Annotated in this window: 17 protein-coding genes; 8 read left to right on the forward strand and 9 right to left on the reverse strand. The window is 42.9% G+C overall.

Going from position 1 to position 17,105, the window contains the following annotated elements:
* Positions 1–19: 19 nt before the first annotated feature.
* The gene (locus IGI88_RS17355) at positions 20–481 is read left to right on the forward strand and encodes a DUF3788 domain-containing protein (protein WP_005236333.1); all 462 of its coding nucleotides are present in this window, start codon (positions 20–22) and stop codon (positions 479–481) included.
* 309 nt (positions 482–790) lie between these two features.
* On the opposite strand, the gene IGI88_RS17360 is transcribed toward IGI88_RS17355, so the two are convergent.
* Positions 791–1,669, reverse strand: coding sequence for a LysR family transcriptional regulator (locus tag IGI88_RS17360; RefSeq protein ID WP_016613358.1), 879 nt, complete (start codon positions 1,667–1,669; stop codon positions 791–793).
* A gap of 215 nt (positions 1,670–1,884) precedes the next feature.
* On the opposite strand from IGI88_RS17360, the gene IGI88_RS17365 reads away from it, so the two are divergent.
* The 3 genes from IGI88_RS17365 (at position 1,885) to IGI88_RS17375 (ending at position 4,208) form a co-directional block, all read left to right on the forward strand.
* Positions 1,885–2,982 carry an alpha/beta hydrolase gene (locus IGI88_RS17365; protein ID WP_008381394.1) on the forward strand — a complete coding sequence of 366 codons (1,098 nt, stop codon included), beginning with the start codon at positions 1,885–1,887 and terminating at the stop codon, positions 2,980–2,982.
* 124 nt (positions 2,983–3,106) lie between these two features.
* Entirely contained in the window at positions 3,107–3,616 is a 510-nt protein-coding gene (locus IGI88_RS17370) for a cyclophilin-like fold protein (RefSeq protein WP_429960031.1), read from the forward strand.
* Positions 3,617–3,638: 22 nt separating this feature from the next.
* Positions 3,639–4,208 carry a sugar O-acetyltransferase gene (locus tag IGI88_RS17375; protein ID WP_005236324.1) on the forward strand — a complete coding sequence of 190 codons (570 nt, stop codon included), beginning with the start codon at positions 3,639–3,641 and terminating at the stop codon, positions 4,206–4,208.
* 78 nt (positions 4,209–4,286) lie between these two features.
* Here the strand turns inward: IGI88_RS17375 and IGI88_RS17380 are convergent, their stop codons facing one another.
* On the reverse strand, positions 4,287–5,741 hold the full coding sequence (locus IGI88_RS17380) for a flotillin family protein (RefSeq protein WP_429960030.1): 1,455 nt from the start codon (positions 5,739–5,741) through the stop codon (positions 4,287–4,289).
* 25 nt (positions 5,742–5,766) lie between these two features.
* A complete protein-coding gene (locus IGI88_RS17385; protein WP_016613363.1) occupies positions 5,767–6,312 on the reverse strand; it encodes an NfeD family protein in 546 nt (181 codons plus the stop codon).
* 411 nt (positions 6,313–6,723) lie between these two features.
* Here IGI88_RS17385 and IGI88_RS17390 point away from each other — a divergent pair, with 411 nt between their 5' ends.
* Positions 6,724–6,852, forward strand: coding sequence for a hypothetical protein (locus IGI88_RS17390; protein WP_005236316.1), 129 nt, complete (start codon positions 6,724–6,726; stop codon positions 6,850–6,852).
* Positions 6,853–6,929: 77 nt separating this feature from the next.
* Here IGI88_RS17390 and spxB read toward each other — a convergent pair whose 3' ends face one another.
* The 3 genes from spxB to IGI88_RS17405 form a co-directional block, all read right to left on the reverse strand.
* A complete protein-coding gene (gene spxB / locus IGI88_RS17395) occupies positions 6,930–8,663 on the reverse strand; it encodes a pyruvate oxidase (protein ID WP_429960029.1) in 1,734 nt (577 codons plus the stop codon).
* Positions 8,664–8,790: 127 nt separating this feature from the next.
* Entirely contained in the window at positions 8,791–9,483 is a 693-nt protein-coding gene (locus IGI88_RS17400) for an N-acetylmannosamine-6-phosphate 2-epimerase (protein WP_008381380.1), read from the reverse strand.
* Positions 9,484–9,658: 175 nt separating this feature from the next.
* Positions 9,659–10,144 (reverse strand): MerR family transcriptional regulator, encoded by a 486-nt coding sequence (locus IGI88_RS17405; RefSeq protein ID WP_005236312.1) that lies wholly within the window; start codon positions 10,142–10,144, stop codon positions 9,659–9,661.
* 137 nt (positions 10,145–10,281) lie between these two features.
* Between IGI88_RS17405 and IGI88_RS17410 the strand changes: the two genes are divergently transcribed.
* Positions 10,282–11,760: an MDR family MFS transporter gene (locus IGI88_RS17410; protein ID WP_005236311.1), complete on the forward strand. Its 1,479-nt coding sequence runs from the start codon at positions 10,282–10,284 to the stop codon at positions 11,758–11,760.
* Positions 11,757–12,464, forward strand: a complete 708-nt coding sequence (locus IGI88_RS17415; RefSeq protein WP_400450254.1) for a DUF4811 domain-containing protein — start codon at positions 11,757–11,759, stop codon at positions 12,462–12,464. Before IGI88_RS17410 ends, IGI88_RS17415 begins: the two co-directional genes overlap by 4 nt.
* A gap of 154 nt (positions 12,465–12,618) precedes the next feature.
* Here IGI88_RS17415 and IGI88_RS17420 read toward each other — a convergent pair whose 3' ends face one another.
* The 3 genes from IGI88_RS17420 to IGI88_RS17430 are packed head-to-tail and all read right to left on the reverse strand — an operon-like array spanning position 12,619 to position 15,987.
* A complete protein-coding gene (locus tag IGI88_RS17420) occupies positions 12,619–13,773 on the reverse strand; it encodes a pyridoxal phosphate-dependent aminotransferase (RefSeq protein WP_008381374.1) in 1,155 nt (384 codons plus the stop codon).
* 17 nt (positions 13,774–13,790) lie between these two features.
* The gene (locus tag IGI88_RS17425) at positions 13,791–14,513 is read right to left on the reverse strand and encodes an amino acid ABC transporter ATP-binding protein (protein WP_005230134.1); all 723 of its coding nucleotides are present in this window, start codon (positions 14,511–14,513) and stop codon (positions 13,791–13,793) included.
* Entirely contained in the window at positions 14,506–15,987 is a 1,482-nt protein-coding gene (locus IGI88_RS17430; protein WP_005236308.1) for an ABC transporter permease subunit, read from the reverse strand. The genes IGI88_RS17425 and IGI88_RS17430 overlap by 8 nt, the downstream gene beginning before the upstream one ends.
* Positions 15,988–16,380: 393 nt before the next feature.
* Between IGI88_RS17430 and IGI88_RS17435 the strand changes: the two genes are divergently transcribed.
* A complete protein-coding gene (locus tag IGI88_RS17435) occupies positions 16,381–17,043 on the forward strand; it encodes a 2,3-bisphosphoglycerate-dependent phosphoglycerate mutase (RefSeq protein WP_008381373.1) in 663 nt (220 codons plus the stop codon).
* Positions 17,044–17,105 lie beyond the last annotated feature (62 nt).

The raw sequence follows: 17,105 nt of genomic DNA on the forward strand, positions 1-17,105 counted from the left end.
CAAGGAGTTGAGCGAAAGGATGGAAGGCAAAGAGCAATTGTTTCGAGACAAAAACGTGAAACCAACAGAGCAACTGATTGCGGAATCACTGGGTGAGGGATATGCCATTTATCAACGTTTTGTCGAAACGCTTGAAAACGAGGGCATCTCTCTTATGGATTGGCGCTATTACCAAGATGGAAAAGCGTGGTTGTCCAAAGGTGAATACAAATGGACAACGACTCGTGGGACGAATAAAGTGAAACCAATTTTTTGGCTTTCGATGTGGGAGGGCTTCTTCAAAGTCTCCTTTCACTTTAGCGAGAAAGTCCGAACACAGTTATTGTCTCTACCAATCAGTGATGACACAAAAGAAAGGATTCATAAGGCGCCGACCAATGGCACGAAAATGAAGTTTTTTTCTGTGATTTTTGATGTAGCGAGTGACGTTCCTTTGAGTGATATTTACCAAATCGCTGAGTTTCGAAAGCATTCTATTTAAGCAATTTTCTTTCGAAAAAATAAAATTCTTATATTTGTCGTTCTTAAAAGCTAAGGAAATTTGTATATTTTTACCCATAGCTATCGGAATGCGCAATGGCTTTTTAGGAAGTCTCGTAATAAAGAGTCGTGATTTAAAGGAGATAGGCTATTTTTTCATCTATTTCAGTGGATGGAAAAAGACGTCCAAGTTAAAGAACGGGAATGCCTTAACTGATTTTAGCCAATAAATCATCTCATTTAATAAAGAAAAACGAGGTGTTTCATGTGAAAGATGAAACACTTCGTTTTTTGTTTTTCAATACCTATCCTACGAAAACTGTTCCTTCATCCGCTCCAAGAAAAGTCCAGAAGCTTTTGAAAAAACTTGAGTGTTTTTCCAAATGACGTCAAGGTTTGATTCCAGTGCTGGGCTCAATTTTCTAAAACACAATTGGCTATCTGGGGCGAAGTTGACTAATTTATCTAGAGTCAATCCGTAACCGACACCTTCTTCTACCAGCTTTGATGCATTGTAAACTAGGTTATATGTGGCGACGACCGTCAATTTTTTCAGGTCTTTTTTCAACCATTTAGAAAGTTCACTGCTGACCAAACTTTGTCGCGAAGTAATCAAGGGAACGTCCCAGAGATCTTTTGGGGTAATGACTTCGTTGACAGCTAGAGGACTGTCTTTTCGCATCAACACGCCCCAGGTATCTTTGGCAGGTAAGCGTAAGGAATGGTACTTTTTGACGTCTGCTGGACTGATTACGACACCGAAATCCAACAATCCTTTATCCAATCGTTCTTTGACCTCATCGGCGTTGCCGCTATAAAAGTGAAATTTGATGTTAGGGTATTCAGCTTGGATTTCTTTGATGATTGCTCCTAGCAACTGAATCACATAAGTTTCTCCAGCTCCGATCGATACATTGCCGGCGATCGTATCTCGAGGCGACAAAAATTCTGAGCGGGTCTTTTCTAATAATTCTACGATTTCTTCCGCCCGTTTACGAAACAACAGTCCGTCTTCTGTTAGTGTGATTTTGCGATTGCCTCGGGTGAACAACGTCACGCCTAATTCTTTTTCTAGCTCCATCAATTGTCGGGACAAGGAAGGTTGAGAAAGATGCAGATGTTTTGCGGCAGCCGAAATTGTCTCTTTTTCTGCAACTGCTAAAAAGGTGGTCAGATTTTTTAATTCCATTTAAAATGCTCCTCTTGTTATTCGTATAATGAATAGTTAGGTATTTGATATTGATATTTTACATGGAAAAGACCGCGAAGTACAATAGATTTAATCCGAGAATCACTCTTTTGATCTATGAGTTGCTGGTAACAAACAAAAGATCAAAAGAGAAAAGGAGTTGTATATGTCGCCCTAAGGTACAGGATGATTGACCATGAAAGAAGGCGAATGAAATGAAAAATTGGCAAAAAAAGGCACTTGTATCACTATTGATGCTAGCACCACTTATTTTAGGTGCTTGCAGCAGCAATAACGAGGCGGCAAACGAAGCAACACAAGCCAGTTCAGGAGGAGAAACGATGACAGAAAATGTTTCATTTACAGATGAATGGGACAAAGTTTTCCCAGAAAGTGACACGGTGAATCACCGAAAAGTAACTTTTGAAAATCGCTACGGCATCACTTTAGTTGCTGATCTTTATGAACCAATTGATGCGCAAGGACCACTTCCAGCAATCGCGGTTAGCGGACCCTTTGGGGCAGTCAAAGAACAGACATCTGGTCTATATGCCCAAACGATGGCTGAACGAGGTTTTGTTACGATCGCTTTTGATCCTTCATACACAGGCGAAAGCGGTGGGGAACCACGCTATGTGGCATCACCAGATATCAATACAGAAGACTTTCAGGCAGCAGTCGATTTTTTGTCAGTCCAAGAAAATGTAGATGAAGAAAGAATCGGCTTGATCGGAATTTGCGGTTGGGGCGGGATGGCATTGAATGCCGCAGCCATTGATACCCGTGTGAGAGCGACGGTTTCCGCCACGATGTATGACATGTCGAGAGTCAATGCTCAGGGGTATTTTGATGAGATGGGGGCTGAAGGACGTCATGAATTGCGCCAACAGCTGAACGCCCAGCGGACAGTCGATTTTGCTAACGGTAGCTACGAAAGAGCAGGTGGAGTGCCAGATACACTACCGGAGGATGCACCGGTCTTTATGCAAGATTATTTCGATTACTACAAAACGGAACGCGGCTATCATGAACGTTCGTTAAATTCTAATGACGGTTGGAACGTGACATCATCGCTGTCGTTCTTAAATATGCCGCTCTTGTCGTATATCGATGAGATCCAAAGCGCCGTTTTATTACTACATGGGGAAGAAGCCCACTCTCTTTACTTCAGTCAAGACGCCTTTGAACAATTACAAGGCGATAACAAAGAGTTGACGGTCATTCCTAATGCTTCGCACGTTGATCTATATGATCAAACAGACGTAATTCCTTTTGATCAAATGACCCAATTCTTCCAAGAACATTTGAACTAAATAGCCACAACGATCTTCACGACTGTTCGGTCACTCTGCCTCTGCTGAGCAGTCGTGTTTTTTTGAAAATACGCATTCAGTTGCCCGCTTCTACATAGAATCATCACCAGAAAGGAGCGAAGAGATGCTTATAAAATTGATATCCGCTATTTTGCTGTTCTTATTAAGTGCCTGTGGGACAAGCGAAACAGAGAGAACCAATATGCAATCCGCTAACGAAACTTCATCGGAAGCTAGCCAAGAGAATGTCCAGCAGTTTTCAGCAGCAACAGCTGTCGTCATTACGGTTGGTCAACAGGATTTTCTAGCGAAGTTTTATGAAAATGAGGTGTCTGAGCACCTAATGAATCAAATGCCCTTTACGGTGACAATGAGTGATTTGAACAACAACGAGAAATATCATCGTTTTTCTGAGAATTTGCCAGAAATGACTACAGAACGGCCGGAGATCATTCACGAAGGAGAAATCATGAGCTGGAATAGTCATACGTTGGTGCTGTTTTATCAGACCTTTACCAATTCTTATGGTGGTTATAATCGTATCGGTGTCATTGAAGATCCGACGGGGTTAAAAGAAGTACTTGGGGCGGAAGACGTAGAGGTTATTTTTTCGTTAAGAAATCCTCGTGAATAACAAATGAATAGGAGAAAAACACATGACGATCGATCAATTAAACAAACTCATGGCAAGTGGCGAACCCTTACTTGCCGGTTCGCAAGCTTCCAAACAAATGGTAGCTCTGAGTGCTAAGGCGAGAAAAATCACGATGAAAATCAATACAGTCTACCATGAGTCTGATGAGTTACAAGAACTTTTTGCCCAATTAACAGGAAAACCAGTTGAGCCGACTTTTTCGCTGTTTCCACCCTTTTATACAGATTATGGCAAGAATATCAGCATTGGCAAAGATGTCTTTATCAATGCGGGTTGTCATTTTCAAGACCAAGGAGGGATCACGATCGGTGATGATACCCTAATTGGGCATAACGTTGTTCTAGCTACCTTGAATCATGGCCTTCACCCTGAAGATCGTAGCACGCTTTATCCAGCCCCCATTACGATTGGGAAGAATGTCTGGATTGGCTCAAATGCAACGATCGTTGCCGGTGTGACCATCGGTGACCATGCGATCATTGCTGCTGGGTCGGTGGTGACCAAAGATGTCGCTGAGCGCACGATCGTGGCTGGTGTACCTGCAAAATATGTCAAAGAGGTTACTGAGTAAGCATAATAGCAATGAGTAAGAAAAAAACTGCTGTTCGCCTTGTCGCTTGTAAAGCGATGAAGACTAACAGCAGTTTTCTTATTCTTGAGGCGGCTCGCTCGTAGTGGAACCGGCGAAGTTTTCAATCAACGATTTCACATCAAGACCGAGGGTTTCTTTCAACGTTTCTTGTGTGGTCGATAAGAGATTGGTGGCGTAATTGGTGACACGATTGGCACCGCCACCTTCACCTGATCCTGTATCAACGACTGAAATTTTATCGATATTGCATAATGGTGCGGCTGCTTCTTTGACTAATTGTGGCAGGATCTCGACGATCATGCTCAGAATGGCTGCTTCATCGTATTTCTTGAAGGCTTCAGCGACTTTTTCTTTCGTTTCGGCTTCTGCCGTTCCTTTCGCCAAAGTGGTTTCGGCTTCTGCCAAACCGATCAAACGAATCTTATCGGCTTCGGCTTTTGCCAAGGACTCTGTTCGAAATTGCTCGGCTTCAGTGGTAGCTAAGGCAGATGCTTTTTTGGCTAGCGCTTCTTGTTCAAGCGCATAACGATCCGCATCGGCTTTTTTCTTGATCTCTGAATCAAATTGCTTCTCACGACGCAAGATTTCTTTTTCTTCCAATTCGATTTGTTTTTGTCGTTCAACGACTTCGACTTCAATCTCTTGTTCTCGGACTTTTTGTTTCATGATGGCACTTTGTAGATGATAGGCTTGATCGGCATCGGCTTTGGCGATGTCTTGTTCTTTCTTATAAAGCGCCAGCTTCAATTCTTTTTCCTTCAATGCTTCAGCGATTTCGGTCATGCGTTTTGATTCCGCTGTTTGCGATTCTTGTTCCGATTGGGCTTTTTTGATGCGGGTTTCTTTCAGTGCTTCAGCTTCCGCAATTTCAGCATCCCGTTTGACTTGGGCGATTCTAGGCTTTCCAAGAGAATCCAAATAGCCGTTTTTGTCTCGTACTTCTTTGATCGTAAAGGAGACAATGATCAAGCCCATTTTCGCTAGATCGACAGAGGCTACTTCTTGCACACTTTGGCTGAATTTGTCGCGATTTTGATAAATTTCTTCCACAGTCATCGAACCAAGGATCGAACGCAAATGGCCTTCTAGCACTTCCCGCGCTTCATTTTCTAATTCTTCACGGGTTTTTCCTAGAAATTGTTCCGCTGCCGTTGCAATTTCTTCCACGGATGAGCCGATCTTAATAATGGAAGTTCCGTCACACATCACGGGAACCCCTTGTTCAGTGTAGACTTCCGGCGTTGAGACATCCAGCTTGCTGGAGAGCAAACTGATTCGATTCGATCGTTGAAATACTGGCAAAACAAAGGCTCCGCCACCACGCACGATTTTGATTTTGTTGTTGCTTTCATCGGCGTGTACATTTTTGCTACCTAGATAGCTTCCGCTGATGATCAATGCTTCATCGGGCTTGGCTGTTTGATATTTCGTGACAAAGACGATCAAAAGCATTAATAAAATGAATGCCACGATGGCGATCGGGAAAACGATTGGTGATAATAGAATATCCATAGATACACCTCTTTAGTGATTTAGTTTAGTTATCCAAAAATTTTTTTGTGTAAGGAACGACGTAGCAAACTCGTTCTTTGACTTCAATAATCAAAACCTTCGATCCAGCTGCTAATGGTTCATCGATTGGTTGGAAAGCCGTAGCTGGTCGATTGCTTGAACCAGTGACACTTGTGAGTTGAATTTCGCCCATTCCTTCACAAGGAATCGGCGTCAGCACCGTTGCGATGCGACCTTCAAAATCTTTCTCAGAACTTGACAGTGTCGCTTCCGCATTTCGCATGGGAATCAGCACGTAAAAATTCAAGAGAAAAACGAGCCCTGTAGCAAGGCAGCCGCTAATGACGAAAAGTAGGAGCGAATAGCCAGACAGAAAAGTTTCTCCTAAGTAACCGAAGAGACTTGTAAAGGCAAACCATGGAATAATTAACATCGGATCGACTGGTCCGTCGAAATCGAAGATATCCCCAAACAGAAGCAGCAAAAAGGCTAAAATAGCACAGCCAATCAAAACATACAAATAAATTTGCTCAGGTGCATAAGTGTGCAGCACATATCCACCTCCTTTCAAATAGCGTGATTTGTGAGAACGACGAAAGTTAGGAGACAATCGGAAGAAGAACGAAGGAAGCAAAAGAAAGGAACAGAGATTCTGTTATAATTATACCAATAAATAATAAAAATATTCGATTTAATTAGATAAAATGATCAAATAATATAATAAATGGTGGTTTATTATTTGGGAGAAGGCAACAAAAGCACATGATTTTTTCAAGAGCCATTGACAAACAATCAAAATCAAAGTAGATTAAATCAGGGTAGTAAAAATGTCAAAAGGAACTGCTGACTCTAGACACGTAAATAGGCAGCGTTTGTTTTCTAACCCAATCGAAATAAAGTAGTTGTTCGCAAACATAAAAGAAGTCAGGAACACTTCTTTTCAACCGACAGATCGTATTGCTAAGAAATAGAGGTGGAATCGATGGATCAAAAAGAAAAAATGTTAGAACTAATCAAGAAAAAACAAGGCGGCGGCCGTTCAAAAAAGATGGAATCCCCAAAAAATGATCGGAAAAACATGCGTAAAGGCCCGAAAATTTATAATAAGTAAGGCGATGGATTATTAACACGAAATGAGCGATTAAAAAAAGAGAGAAGGACAGGGTTGCTGTCTTTCTCTCTTTTTTTTTATTCCTCAGAATTCACGTACAACTCACTCAAAGCTGGCAGATCATGGACTTGGTATTTTGCTTTAAACGCTGCGATTTCTTCAGCACTGAAGCGTTTAGGATCCAGTTTCAATTCTTCGACGGGAAGAGGTCGTTCGTTAGCGATCTTGACATCGATCACGACGGGGCCGTGGCTTTCCTTAGCTTGTGTAAAGACGGATGCTAATTCTTCTGCCTTCGTTACCGTGAAGCCTTTCGCACCTAATGCTTCCCCAACTTTACCAAAATCAGCACCGGCTAGTTGCACACCGAACTTGGTTTGCTCGGTATCTTCTTGCTCCGCTTCGATGAAGCCGAATGAGTCATTGGAAAAGACCACGTTGATGATTGGCAAATCATATTTCACTTGAGTAATGATGTCTTGCATTTGCATCGCAAAACCGCCATCCCCACTAAAGGTAAATACTTGGCGATTCGGATAGCTCAATTGAGCGGCGATCCCACCAGGTACACCATTGCCCATTGTCGCAAACCAGCCAGACGTTGTGAAACGCTGTTCACCCGTCATTTCTAAATGTCGGATACTGTGGATCGTCACATTACCAACATCTGTGACAAACAGGGCATCAGGAGCTGCGATACGGTTGATTTCTCGATAGACAGGTTCAGGACGCAAAGGAACTTGCGAATCATGGTCAAAACTATGGCGCCATGCATGCCAATTGCGACAGTTTTCTTGATTGGCTTTTAACCAAGCATCTGCAGGACGAGGGGCTGCCATCTCTGTCCATTTTCTAAGAGCGGTCGCACCATCTCCTAAAACGGAGACATCCGTCTGATGACGACGACCAAATTTCGAGGCGTCGATATCAACTTGGACAAAGTTGGCATCAGGATTGAAAAAGCGGCGGCCAAAAGGGAAGTCACTGCCGACAAAAACGATGAGATCAGCTTCTGCCAAAGCTTCATTGGCTGGTTTTGTCGCAACCCGTCCGGCAAATCCAAGAAAGTTTTCATAAAGATCAGGCACGATGCCTTTGGCTAAGACAGAAGCCGCTACAGGCATTGAGAAATGCTTCGAGAAAGCATCGATGGCATCAAAATGACCAAAGAGACCTTGTCCGATATAAAGGACAGGTTTTTTTGCTTGTTCAAAATAAGAAAGGGCAGCTCGTAAATTGTCTTCATCCGGCTGGAGAACACCCGTCTTATGATTTTTGGCGGTTGCATTCTCGTGTTCGTCGATTTCTGCAAACCCGTAATCGACCGGGATCGTTACTACAGCAACGCCTTTAAATTTATAGGCGGCTTTAATGGCTTCGTCCACCACGTGGGGCAAACTTTCAGGGGACATGACCGTGCGATTGTAAATACTGACATCTGCGAACATCGGATTTTCATTCATTTCTTGAAAATCATTGTAGTTCATCGAGCTCGAAGCTACTTGTCCTAACAAGGCAACGACGGGCACGTTATCCATTTGAGCATCATATAAGCCATTGATCAAATGGGTGGCACCCGGACCAGCAGAACCAAAAACCGCACCGACTTTTCCCGTTAGCTTGGCATCAGCCGCTGCTGCCAGCGCACCTGCTTCTTCATGACGTACTTGAATATACTTGACCGATTGCCGTTCATGGTACAAAGCATCCATCGTTGAGTTGAAAGATCCACCGGGGATTCCATAGATATGGTCGATGCCCCACACTTCAAAAATCTTGATCATTGCTGTGCCAGCATTGATTTTTGTCATTTTCTTCACTCGCTTTCTCTGTTGTCATTCGTTCTCTTTTAAGTATAAACGTTTCTCAAAAAGACAACAAAGAATGCGCCTTCTGTCACAAGGCGCATAGAAAGACTTATTTTAGGAAATGAACGACTCAGTTGCGAAGCTCTTGCACGAATCGACTGGCGATCTCTTTTGGTCGGGTGATGGCACCACCAACCACGATACCGGTCACACCCATATCCTGAATTTTTTTTGCTTGTTCCGGGGTGTGGATCTTGCCTTCGGCTATTACCGGAACCTTCGCCGCAACCAATTGCTGGATCAACTGATAGTCCGGTTCGTCATTGGTAGGACTGTTCGCCGTGTAGCCGGACAAAGTTGTACCAACAAAATCGACACCCGCTTCAAAGGCATTGATGCCTTCCTCATAGGTGGCGATATCTGCCATGAGTAGTTGATGGGGATAAAGAGTTTTGATTTGCTTGATAAAGGCATTGACTGTCAAGCCATCATGACGTTTGCGCAAGGTGCAGTCCAAGGCAATCACCGCAATATGTAAAGCTGCTAATTCGTGTACCTCTTTGATGGTTGCTGTGATAAATGGTTCTTCCGGTGGATAGTCTTTTTTGATGATTCCGATGATCGGCAAATCAACAGCTGCTTGGATCTCGCGAATATCGCGAACGGAATTGGCACGGATGCCAACAGCACCAGCTTCTTGAGCTGCTTTTGCCAATAGGGGCATGACACCGCCGTTTTCGGTATATAGGGGTTCTCCAGGCAATGCTTGACAAGAAACGATCACTCCGTCCTTGATTTGTTGGATAAAAACTTCTTTTTCCATGTATATGACACTTCCCATTCTTGTAAAGGTTCGTTTCTCCCTTCGACTATATCATGAGGCTTTTTCCTTGTAAATGAAACGACACCTTCTTTAAAAGGAAAGCGAACACCAAAAAAGAAGCAAGCACCGTCATCAAGGGTGCTTGCTTCATTAGGAGGTGAGGATAGGGAATCCTTTATTCCGCTTGTTTTGACGTGCATTGCTTGAACTTCTCAAAATCGATCGTTTGATTAGCAGACAGCACTTCGTATTGCAATCGTTCTGTTTCTTCATCGTGAATGATATGGAGGATTTTTCCGTCTTCGTCTACTGGTCCCAGACTGATGATCGTAAACCGTTCATTGATGACTTCTAAATTCTGTAAAACCCCAGAAAACACTTTGCGAATATGATGGGCGGTCTTGATTTTTTTGTCTGCTTTTTCAACAGCCTTGGCTAACGTAAAGCCTTCATCTAAAAACGTTTTGATCATTTCCACTTTGACGACCGTGGGCAGTCGGTATTTTCGTGGGGCATTTTCTTCTTGTGGGACCGATTGAATAAATCCTTTTTGTTCCCAATAACGCAATTGGCGAGGGGAGATATCACACATTTGGCTAAGTTCGCTGATGCCGACCAACAAGTTTTCATTATCAACGAGTTTTCGAAAAAGATGAGACATACGGACTCCATTCTTGTAAAGGTATTTGTTAACATTGTAACTTGTTTTACTTTTATGTCAAGTAGGTTGACAAATGTTAGGGAAAGATTTAAAGTAAAGAAGGTTTTATGAAAAATATACTGAAAAGAGTGTGAAATATGTCAACGAGTCGTCCTTTAGATATCTACGGCAAACCTTACAATCGTTCCTTACTGGTTATGGTTTTGCTGATCGGTACGTTTTGTACTGTTTTGAACCAAACATTGTTAACAACGGCTTTTCCAACCTTGATGGATGCCTTTGACATCTCTGCATCTGATGTCCAATGGCTAACCACCGGTTTCTTGCTGGTCAATGGGATCATGATCCCGATCACCGCATGGCTGATCAACAAGTTCAGCTCAAGAAATCTTTACTTAACGGCAATGAGCATCTTCCTGGCTGGAACGATCGCTTGTTTTGCAGCACCGAACTTTTCTACATTATTGATTGGCCGCTTAGTGCAAGCTGCTGGTGTAGGGATCTCCATGCCGCTTTTGCAAAATATCATGTTGTCGATCTTCCCACCAGAAAAACGCGGTTCAGCTATGGGCATGTCTGGAATCGTTATTGGGTTGGCACCAGCCTTAGGCCCAACGTTATCTGGTTGGATCATTGATCATTATGACTGGCGTTATTTGTTCGGAATGGTCATTCCTATCGTCGTTTTAGTCTTAGTCTTAGCGCTCTTTCTAATGAAGAGTGTGATTGAATTGTCGCATCCGAAAATCGATCTTTTCTCAGCGATTTTATCAACGCTTGGTTTTGGTACATTGCTCTATGGCTTTTCAAGTGTCGGTGACAAAGGGTGGGGCAGTATTGAAGTAATCGGTTTTCTAGCAGCCGGTGTCTTTTTCATTGCTTTCTTTGCATGGCGTCAATTGCACATCGAGCATCCTTTCTTAGAGTTGCGCGTGTTCAAATCAACAACCTTTACCTTGGCATCGATCCTTTCCGGGGTCACGAATATGGCGATGATCGGTGCTGAAATGGTTCTCCCATTGTATATCCAAAACATTCGTGGTGAATCAGCGTTCCATTCAGGATTGATGTTATTACCAGGTGCGTTGATTATGGGGATCATGATGCCGATCACTGGTGCGATCTTTGATAAGTATGGTGCAAAACGTTTAGCTATCACCGGGATGTTTATCTTGACCGCCGCAACCTTACCATTTGCTTTCTTAACAAAAGATACACCGATTTTGCATATCATCATTCTTTATGGGATTCGGATGTTCGGGATCTCAATGGTGATGATGCCAGTAACGACTTCAGGAATGAATGCATTGCCTGGTAATCTGATCAGTCATGGTACCGCAGTAAACAATACGTTCCGTCAAGTAGCCAGCTCAATTGGTACGGCTATCTTGATCAGTGTCTTGACAAACGTCACCAAAGGCAACTTGCCAAGTGATTCTTTGCTGGATGCAACGCCTTTGGCATACAAAGAACAAGCAATCGAAGCGACTTTATCTGGCTACCATGCCGCTTTTTATGTGGCAGCGGTCTTTAGCTTCTTAGGATTCTTGATCGCCTTCTCCTTAAAGAAAAAAGAACCACGATTGACGGTTCTTGAAGGAGGTGCGGACAAATGATCTTGCTTTTGATCGTTCTTAGCGTGTTAGGGTTTGCGGTACTGAATGTTTTTGCCAAAAACAAGCGGCAAACAGGTTTATCATTGGTCTTAGGTCTAGTCTTCGTAGCAAGTGTCGTCGCATTGATGGCCAATTTGACTTACCATTTTGGAATGGAAAAAGAAACGACTGCTAAAACAACAGCACTGGTTTCTAGTGCCGATAACGAGAATTTTGATTTACTATTGTATCAGCCATTAGGAGATGGTACGGAAAAAATCTACCTGTATAAAACGGATACTGATCAAGAGGAACCAAAACAAACCGGTACTGATAAAGTGACCAATGTCGTGGAAACAGGGGCTGATTCAGCTCAATTAGAAACAAAAACGACGCGCTGGGTTTATAAAAGTGACCTATCACGCTTCTTGTTCGGAATCGCTGATAACGATGGCCAATATGTCAGCCGTACCAATACGTTCTCATTACCAGATTCATGGGAAGTCTTGAGTGTGGATCAAGCAAAAAAACTGGCTTCTTTAGCGAAAGAACAAGCGGACACCATGAAAACACAAGGACAAGCGTATGTCCAAGAAAAAATGCAAGCTGCATTAATGGCTGATCCAACTATGGACGAGGCAGCCCAAAAAGCAAAAATCGCTGAATTGACAGAAGCTTATCAAAAAGAAGCGATGGCAAAACTGCTTGAAGAAGCAAAAAAGTAAAAACGAGTAGATAGTCATGGGATGGAAGAATCAAATCGGATTCTTCTGTCCCTTTTTCTACATGAAACTTGTGATTTAGCGAAACAGCTGCTAAATGTTGGTCGTGTCCATCAACAATAAAAATCCCACACACTAGTAGTGAGTGGGATTTTCTTTATTCAAATGAGCACGCGGCAATCCGGTCGAAAGCTTCTTTTAACAAGTCCAACGATTGGGTGGCAGCTAAGCGAACATAGCCATCGCCGGTCGTTTCTCCAAAGGCTTTCCCAGGGATCATCAGCACACTGGTTTCTTTTAATAATTTCTCTACAAAGCTGACAGAGTCCAACCCTGTTTGTTCAATGTTGATGAAGGCATACATGCTTCCTTTGACAGGGGATAAGGAAAGGAATGGGATCTCAGCAACCCGTTGTTCAATGTAAGTCAGTCGTTCCTTAAAGACAGCAACCACTTGCGGCACGAGGGTATCATAGTGATTCAATGCGTAAATACCTGCCCGTTGTGAAGGGGTTGGTGCCGAATAGGCGATCGCCTCATTGATCAGTTTTGCCGTAAGATTGATCGATTCAGGTGCGATCATGTAGCCGATCCGCCAGCCAGTCATGGCAAAGGCTTTTGAGAAACTGCTGAATGTGATGGTGTTCTCAGGTGCGAAGGCTGCCATCGGTACAAAGGTATCATCAAAGCAAAAGGCTTCATAGACTTCATCCGAGAGGACCAGCAAGTCATGGTCAATGGCAACTGCTGCGATTTTTTCAAAAGTTTCTGGAGAAAAAACAGCACCGGTAGGATTGTTTGGTGAATTGATGATGATCGCCCGAGTTTTCTCAGTGATGGCGGATTTTAAGACCTCGACATCGATTTGAAAGCCATCTTTTTCAAAGGTCGGGATAAAGACCGGCACACCACCGACTAGTTCGACTTGTTGTTTATAAGGTGAAAAGTATGGTTCATGAATAATCACTTCATCACCAGGATCAATGATGGCAGCCAAAGCTAAGTACATGCCATGCAATGCACCGACAGTTCCTCGTACTTGGCTAGGAGAAAAAGTAAGCTGGTATTGCTTTTGATAAAAATCAACGACAGTTTGGATAAAATCAGCACTACCGTCTGAAGCGGTGTATTTTGTATGACCCGCTTTGACGTCAGCAAAAGCTGCTTCAATGATCGTCGCATCTGTAATCAAATCAGGATCACCAATCGACAAATCAATCAAATTTGGGGTTTTCTTCGCAAGAGTGGCGATCTCCATTAAAAGATTTTCTTCTGGTTGTAAAAAACGTTCTGCAATCAACGGACGGTTCATTTTGTCATCTCCAATTTCTATAAAACTTTGCTTAAAAAATCCTGTGTCCGCGCATTTTGCGGATGCTCAAAGATTTGTTCGGGTGTTCCTTGTTCTTGAATGATACCGTCAGCCATAAAGATGACACGATCGGCAACTTCTTTAGCGAAGCCCATTTCGTGGGTAACGACCACCATCGTCATGCCTTTTTCTGCTAAAGCTTGCATGACCGTCAACACTTCTCCGACCATTTCTGGGTCCAAAGCCGATGTTGGTTCGTCAAAGAGCATTACATCAGGATCCATTGCCAACGCTCTAGCAATAGCGACCCGTTGCTGCTGCCCGCCAGAAAGGCTAGAGGGGTAACTATCCGCTTTTTCAGCTAAGCCAACTTGCTCCAGCAATCCTTTCGCTGTCTCTTCGGCAGCGGCTTGCTCTTGCTGTTTGACTTTGATCGGGCTGATAGTCAGATTTTCTAACACCGTTTTATGAGGGAATAGATTGAAGCTTTGAAAAACCATTCCCATTTTTTGACGAATCTGATCGATTTTCACACCTTTTGCCAATAAATCATTGCCTTCGAAGGTGATTTTCCCGCCGGTCGGCTGTTCAAGAAGGTTCAAGCAGCGTAAGAAAGTACTTTTTCCACTTCCTGATGGTCCGATGATCACAACGACTTCACCAGGTGTCACTTCAAGATCGATTTCTTTTAAGACGGTATTCTCGCCAAATGTTTTCACTAATTTTTCAACTTTAATCACTAGTTTTCATTCTCCTTTCAGCAACACCCAAGAGACGTGAGAGGGCGAAGGTCAATACAAAGTAGATCAATGATACGATAACGTATGGTAAAAACGGTTTGAAGCTGGCCCCTTGAACGACGCCTGTTTGGAAAATCAGTTCAGACACACCGATCACCGATACGACCGAAGACTCTTTAATGACCGTGACAAATTCATTTCCTAGAGCAGGCAAGATGTTTTTGATGGCTTGCGGGAAAATGATGAAGCGCATCGCTTGGATCTGATTCATTCCTAATGAACGAGCGGCTTCCAGCTGTCCTTTGTTGACGGCATTGATCCCGGCACGAATGATTTCTGCCACATAGGCGGCACTGTTTAGTGCTAAGGCAATACAGCCGGCAGCTAATTTCGAAAGCTCTAAGCCTAACACGCCTGTTCCAAAGTATACAATAAATATTTGTACTAACAAAGGTGTTCCTCGAACATATTCAATATAGACAGCGGCAATGACTTTCAGTGCTTTTGATTTAGAAAGCTTCATAAAGGCTAACAAACTGCCACCGATAGAGCCGAATAATACCCCAACCAAGGCTAGGAAGATGGTATAGCCAGTTCCGGTGATATAAAAAGGCAGATATTTTTCCCAAAAGCTTTGCTCTTCATCGATCGTGCCATCTTCGGTAAACATCAATCGATAGGCATCTTCTTTGTATTGGCTTAAAAGATCATTACTAATGATGGTTTCAATGGAGGAATTGAGTTTTTCCAGTAAAACTGGCGCTTCTTTCGAGATGGCGATGGCGGTCTCCTTCACACCGTTTTCAAACGTGACATTTTCGGCTAATGCCAATGTATCATTCGCCGTCACATATGCTTCGGCAACGGGACCTTCCATCACGATCGCATCGATCTTGCGTGATTTTAGATTGGTGATCAAATCAGGCACCCTTTGCAAAGAGGTGACAGTCGCGCCAGTCAATTCTGTATTTGCCAGCTCTTCTTGGGTGGTTTGTCGTTGTGCACCGACAGCCACACCATCAAAATCAGCCGTCGATTGGAAACGATCCGCGTCTTCCGCTCGAACCAGAACAGTTTGTTGGACTTCCATATAGGTGTCAGTGAAATTGACTTCTTTGCGGCGCTCATCCGTAGCAGCCATCCCAGAGATGACGACATCAATTTTGCCTGTTTTTAACGCCCCTAACAACGCATCAAATCCAAGTTCCTCGATTTTCAGATCGACCCCTAAGTCATCTGCAATCTTTTGGGCAATGGAAATATCGATTCCCACGATTTCATTTTTTCCGTCAACATTGGCACGGAATTCATAAGGTGCATAATCGGCAGATAAACCCACGACTAATACACCATTTTCTTTGACTTTTTCATAGATTGGATCAGTTTCTTCTGCATGTGCTTGTCCGACAAAGAAAAACGGCAGCAATGCTGTGATGATCCCTAATAAAACAGTACCCTTACTAAACCTTTTCATGTAAACGCCCCTTTAAGTTTTTCTGCGCATCTATTAAAAATGCAAATAATAACTAATAAATGTATAAAAATACATATAAGTGATAGAAACTATCATAGCATAACATCAGTTGAAGTCAATAAGTCAGAGAAAAAAAGTCAAAAAATGTTGTAGAGCGTAAAACCATTTATTCAATTTTTTTGCAATCCAACCAAGAGCAATGTGAAGAAGGCACAGCGTCTTTTTTCTAAACATATATATTCGATCTTTCACTTTGAAAAAAACCGATAATAAAGAAATGTGACCACACTGAATGAACAAATGGAAAATGGTCTCAGAAGAAGCCAAAAAAAACGAAACATAAGACATTTTTTTGATTTCTTGCGATAATAAAAGTGAAGAGGAGGCGGTAGGATGAAGGTCGTATTGATTCGACACGGAGAAAGTGAAGCAAATTTCGAAAATTATTGGACAGGATGGCTGGATGTTTCGCTGACCGAGAAAGGCCGGCAACAAGCATGGGTAGCAGGGGAACAGATCAAAGCAATGGGGATTACTTTTGATTTTGCCTTTGCATCTGTGCTTCAACGAACGATCATCACGTGTGATGCCGTTTTGGAAGCTAGCAATCAGCTTTGGGTCCCTGTACACAAAACATGGCGCTTAAACGAGCGTCATTATGGGCAACTGGTTGGGGTCAATAAAGATGTGATGGTGGCACAATATGGAAAAGAACAGGTGCAAAAATGGCGTCGAGGATATGATGAACCGCCTTTATATGTGGAGGAAAATGATTTCGATCGACGCTACGATTCTTTGGATCCTCGCTTGATTCCTAAGGGAGAAAATCTGGGAATGGTCGTGGCCCGAGTGGTTCCATTTTGGCAAGATCAGGTGGTTCCGTTACTTAAAGATCATAAGAATATTCTCATTACTGGTCATGGGAACAGTTTGCGGGCGTTAGTCAAATACTTGGAGGACGTGCCCAAAGATGACATGGATACGATCGATATTCCTAACGCACAGCCGATCATTTATGAGTTTGATAGCCAAGCAAACTTGATTGAACGGGCGTAATAACGAACATTTAAAGAATAAACCACATTTTCGTTTGATGTTACATCGAAAATGTGGTTTTG

Origin of the sequence: Enterococcus sp. AZ179, assembly GCF_050498885.1 — a bacterium.
Taxonomy (GTDB): Bacteria; Bacillota; Bacilli; order Lactobacillales; family Enterococcaceae; genus Enterococcus_D; species Enterococcus_D entomosocium.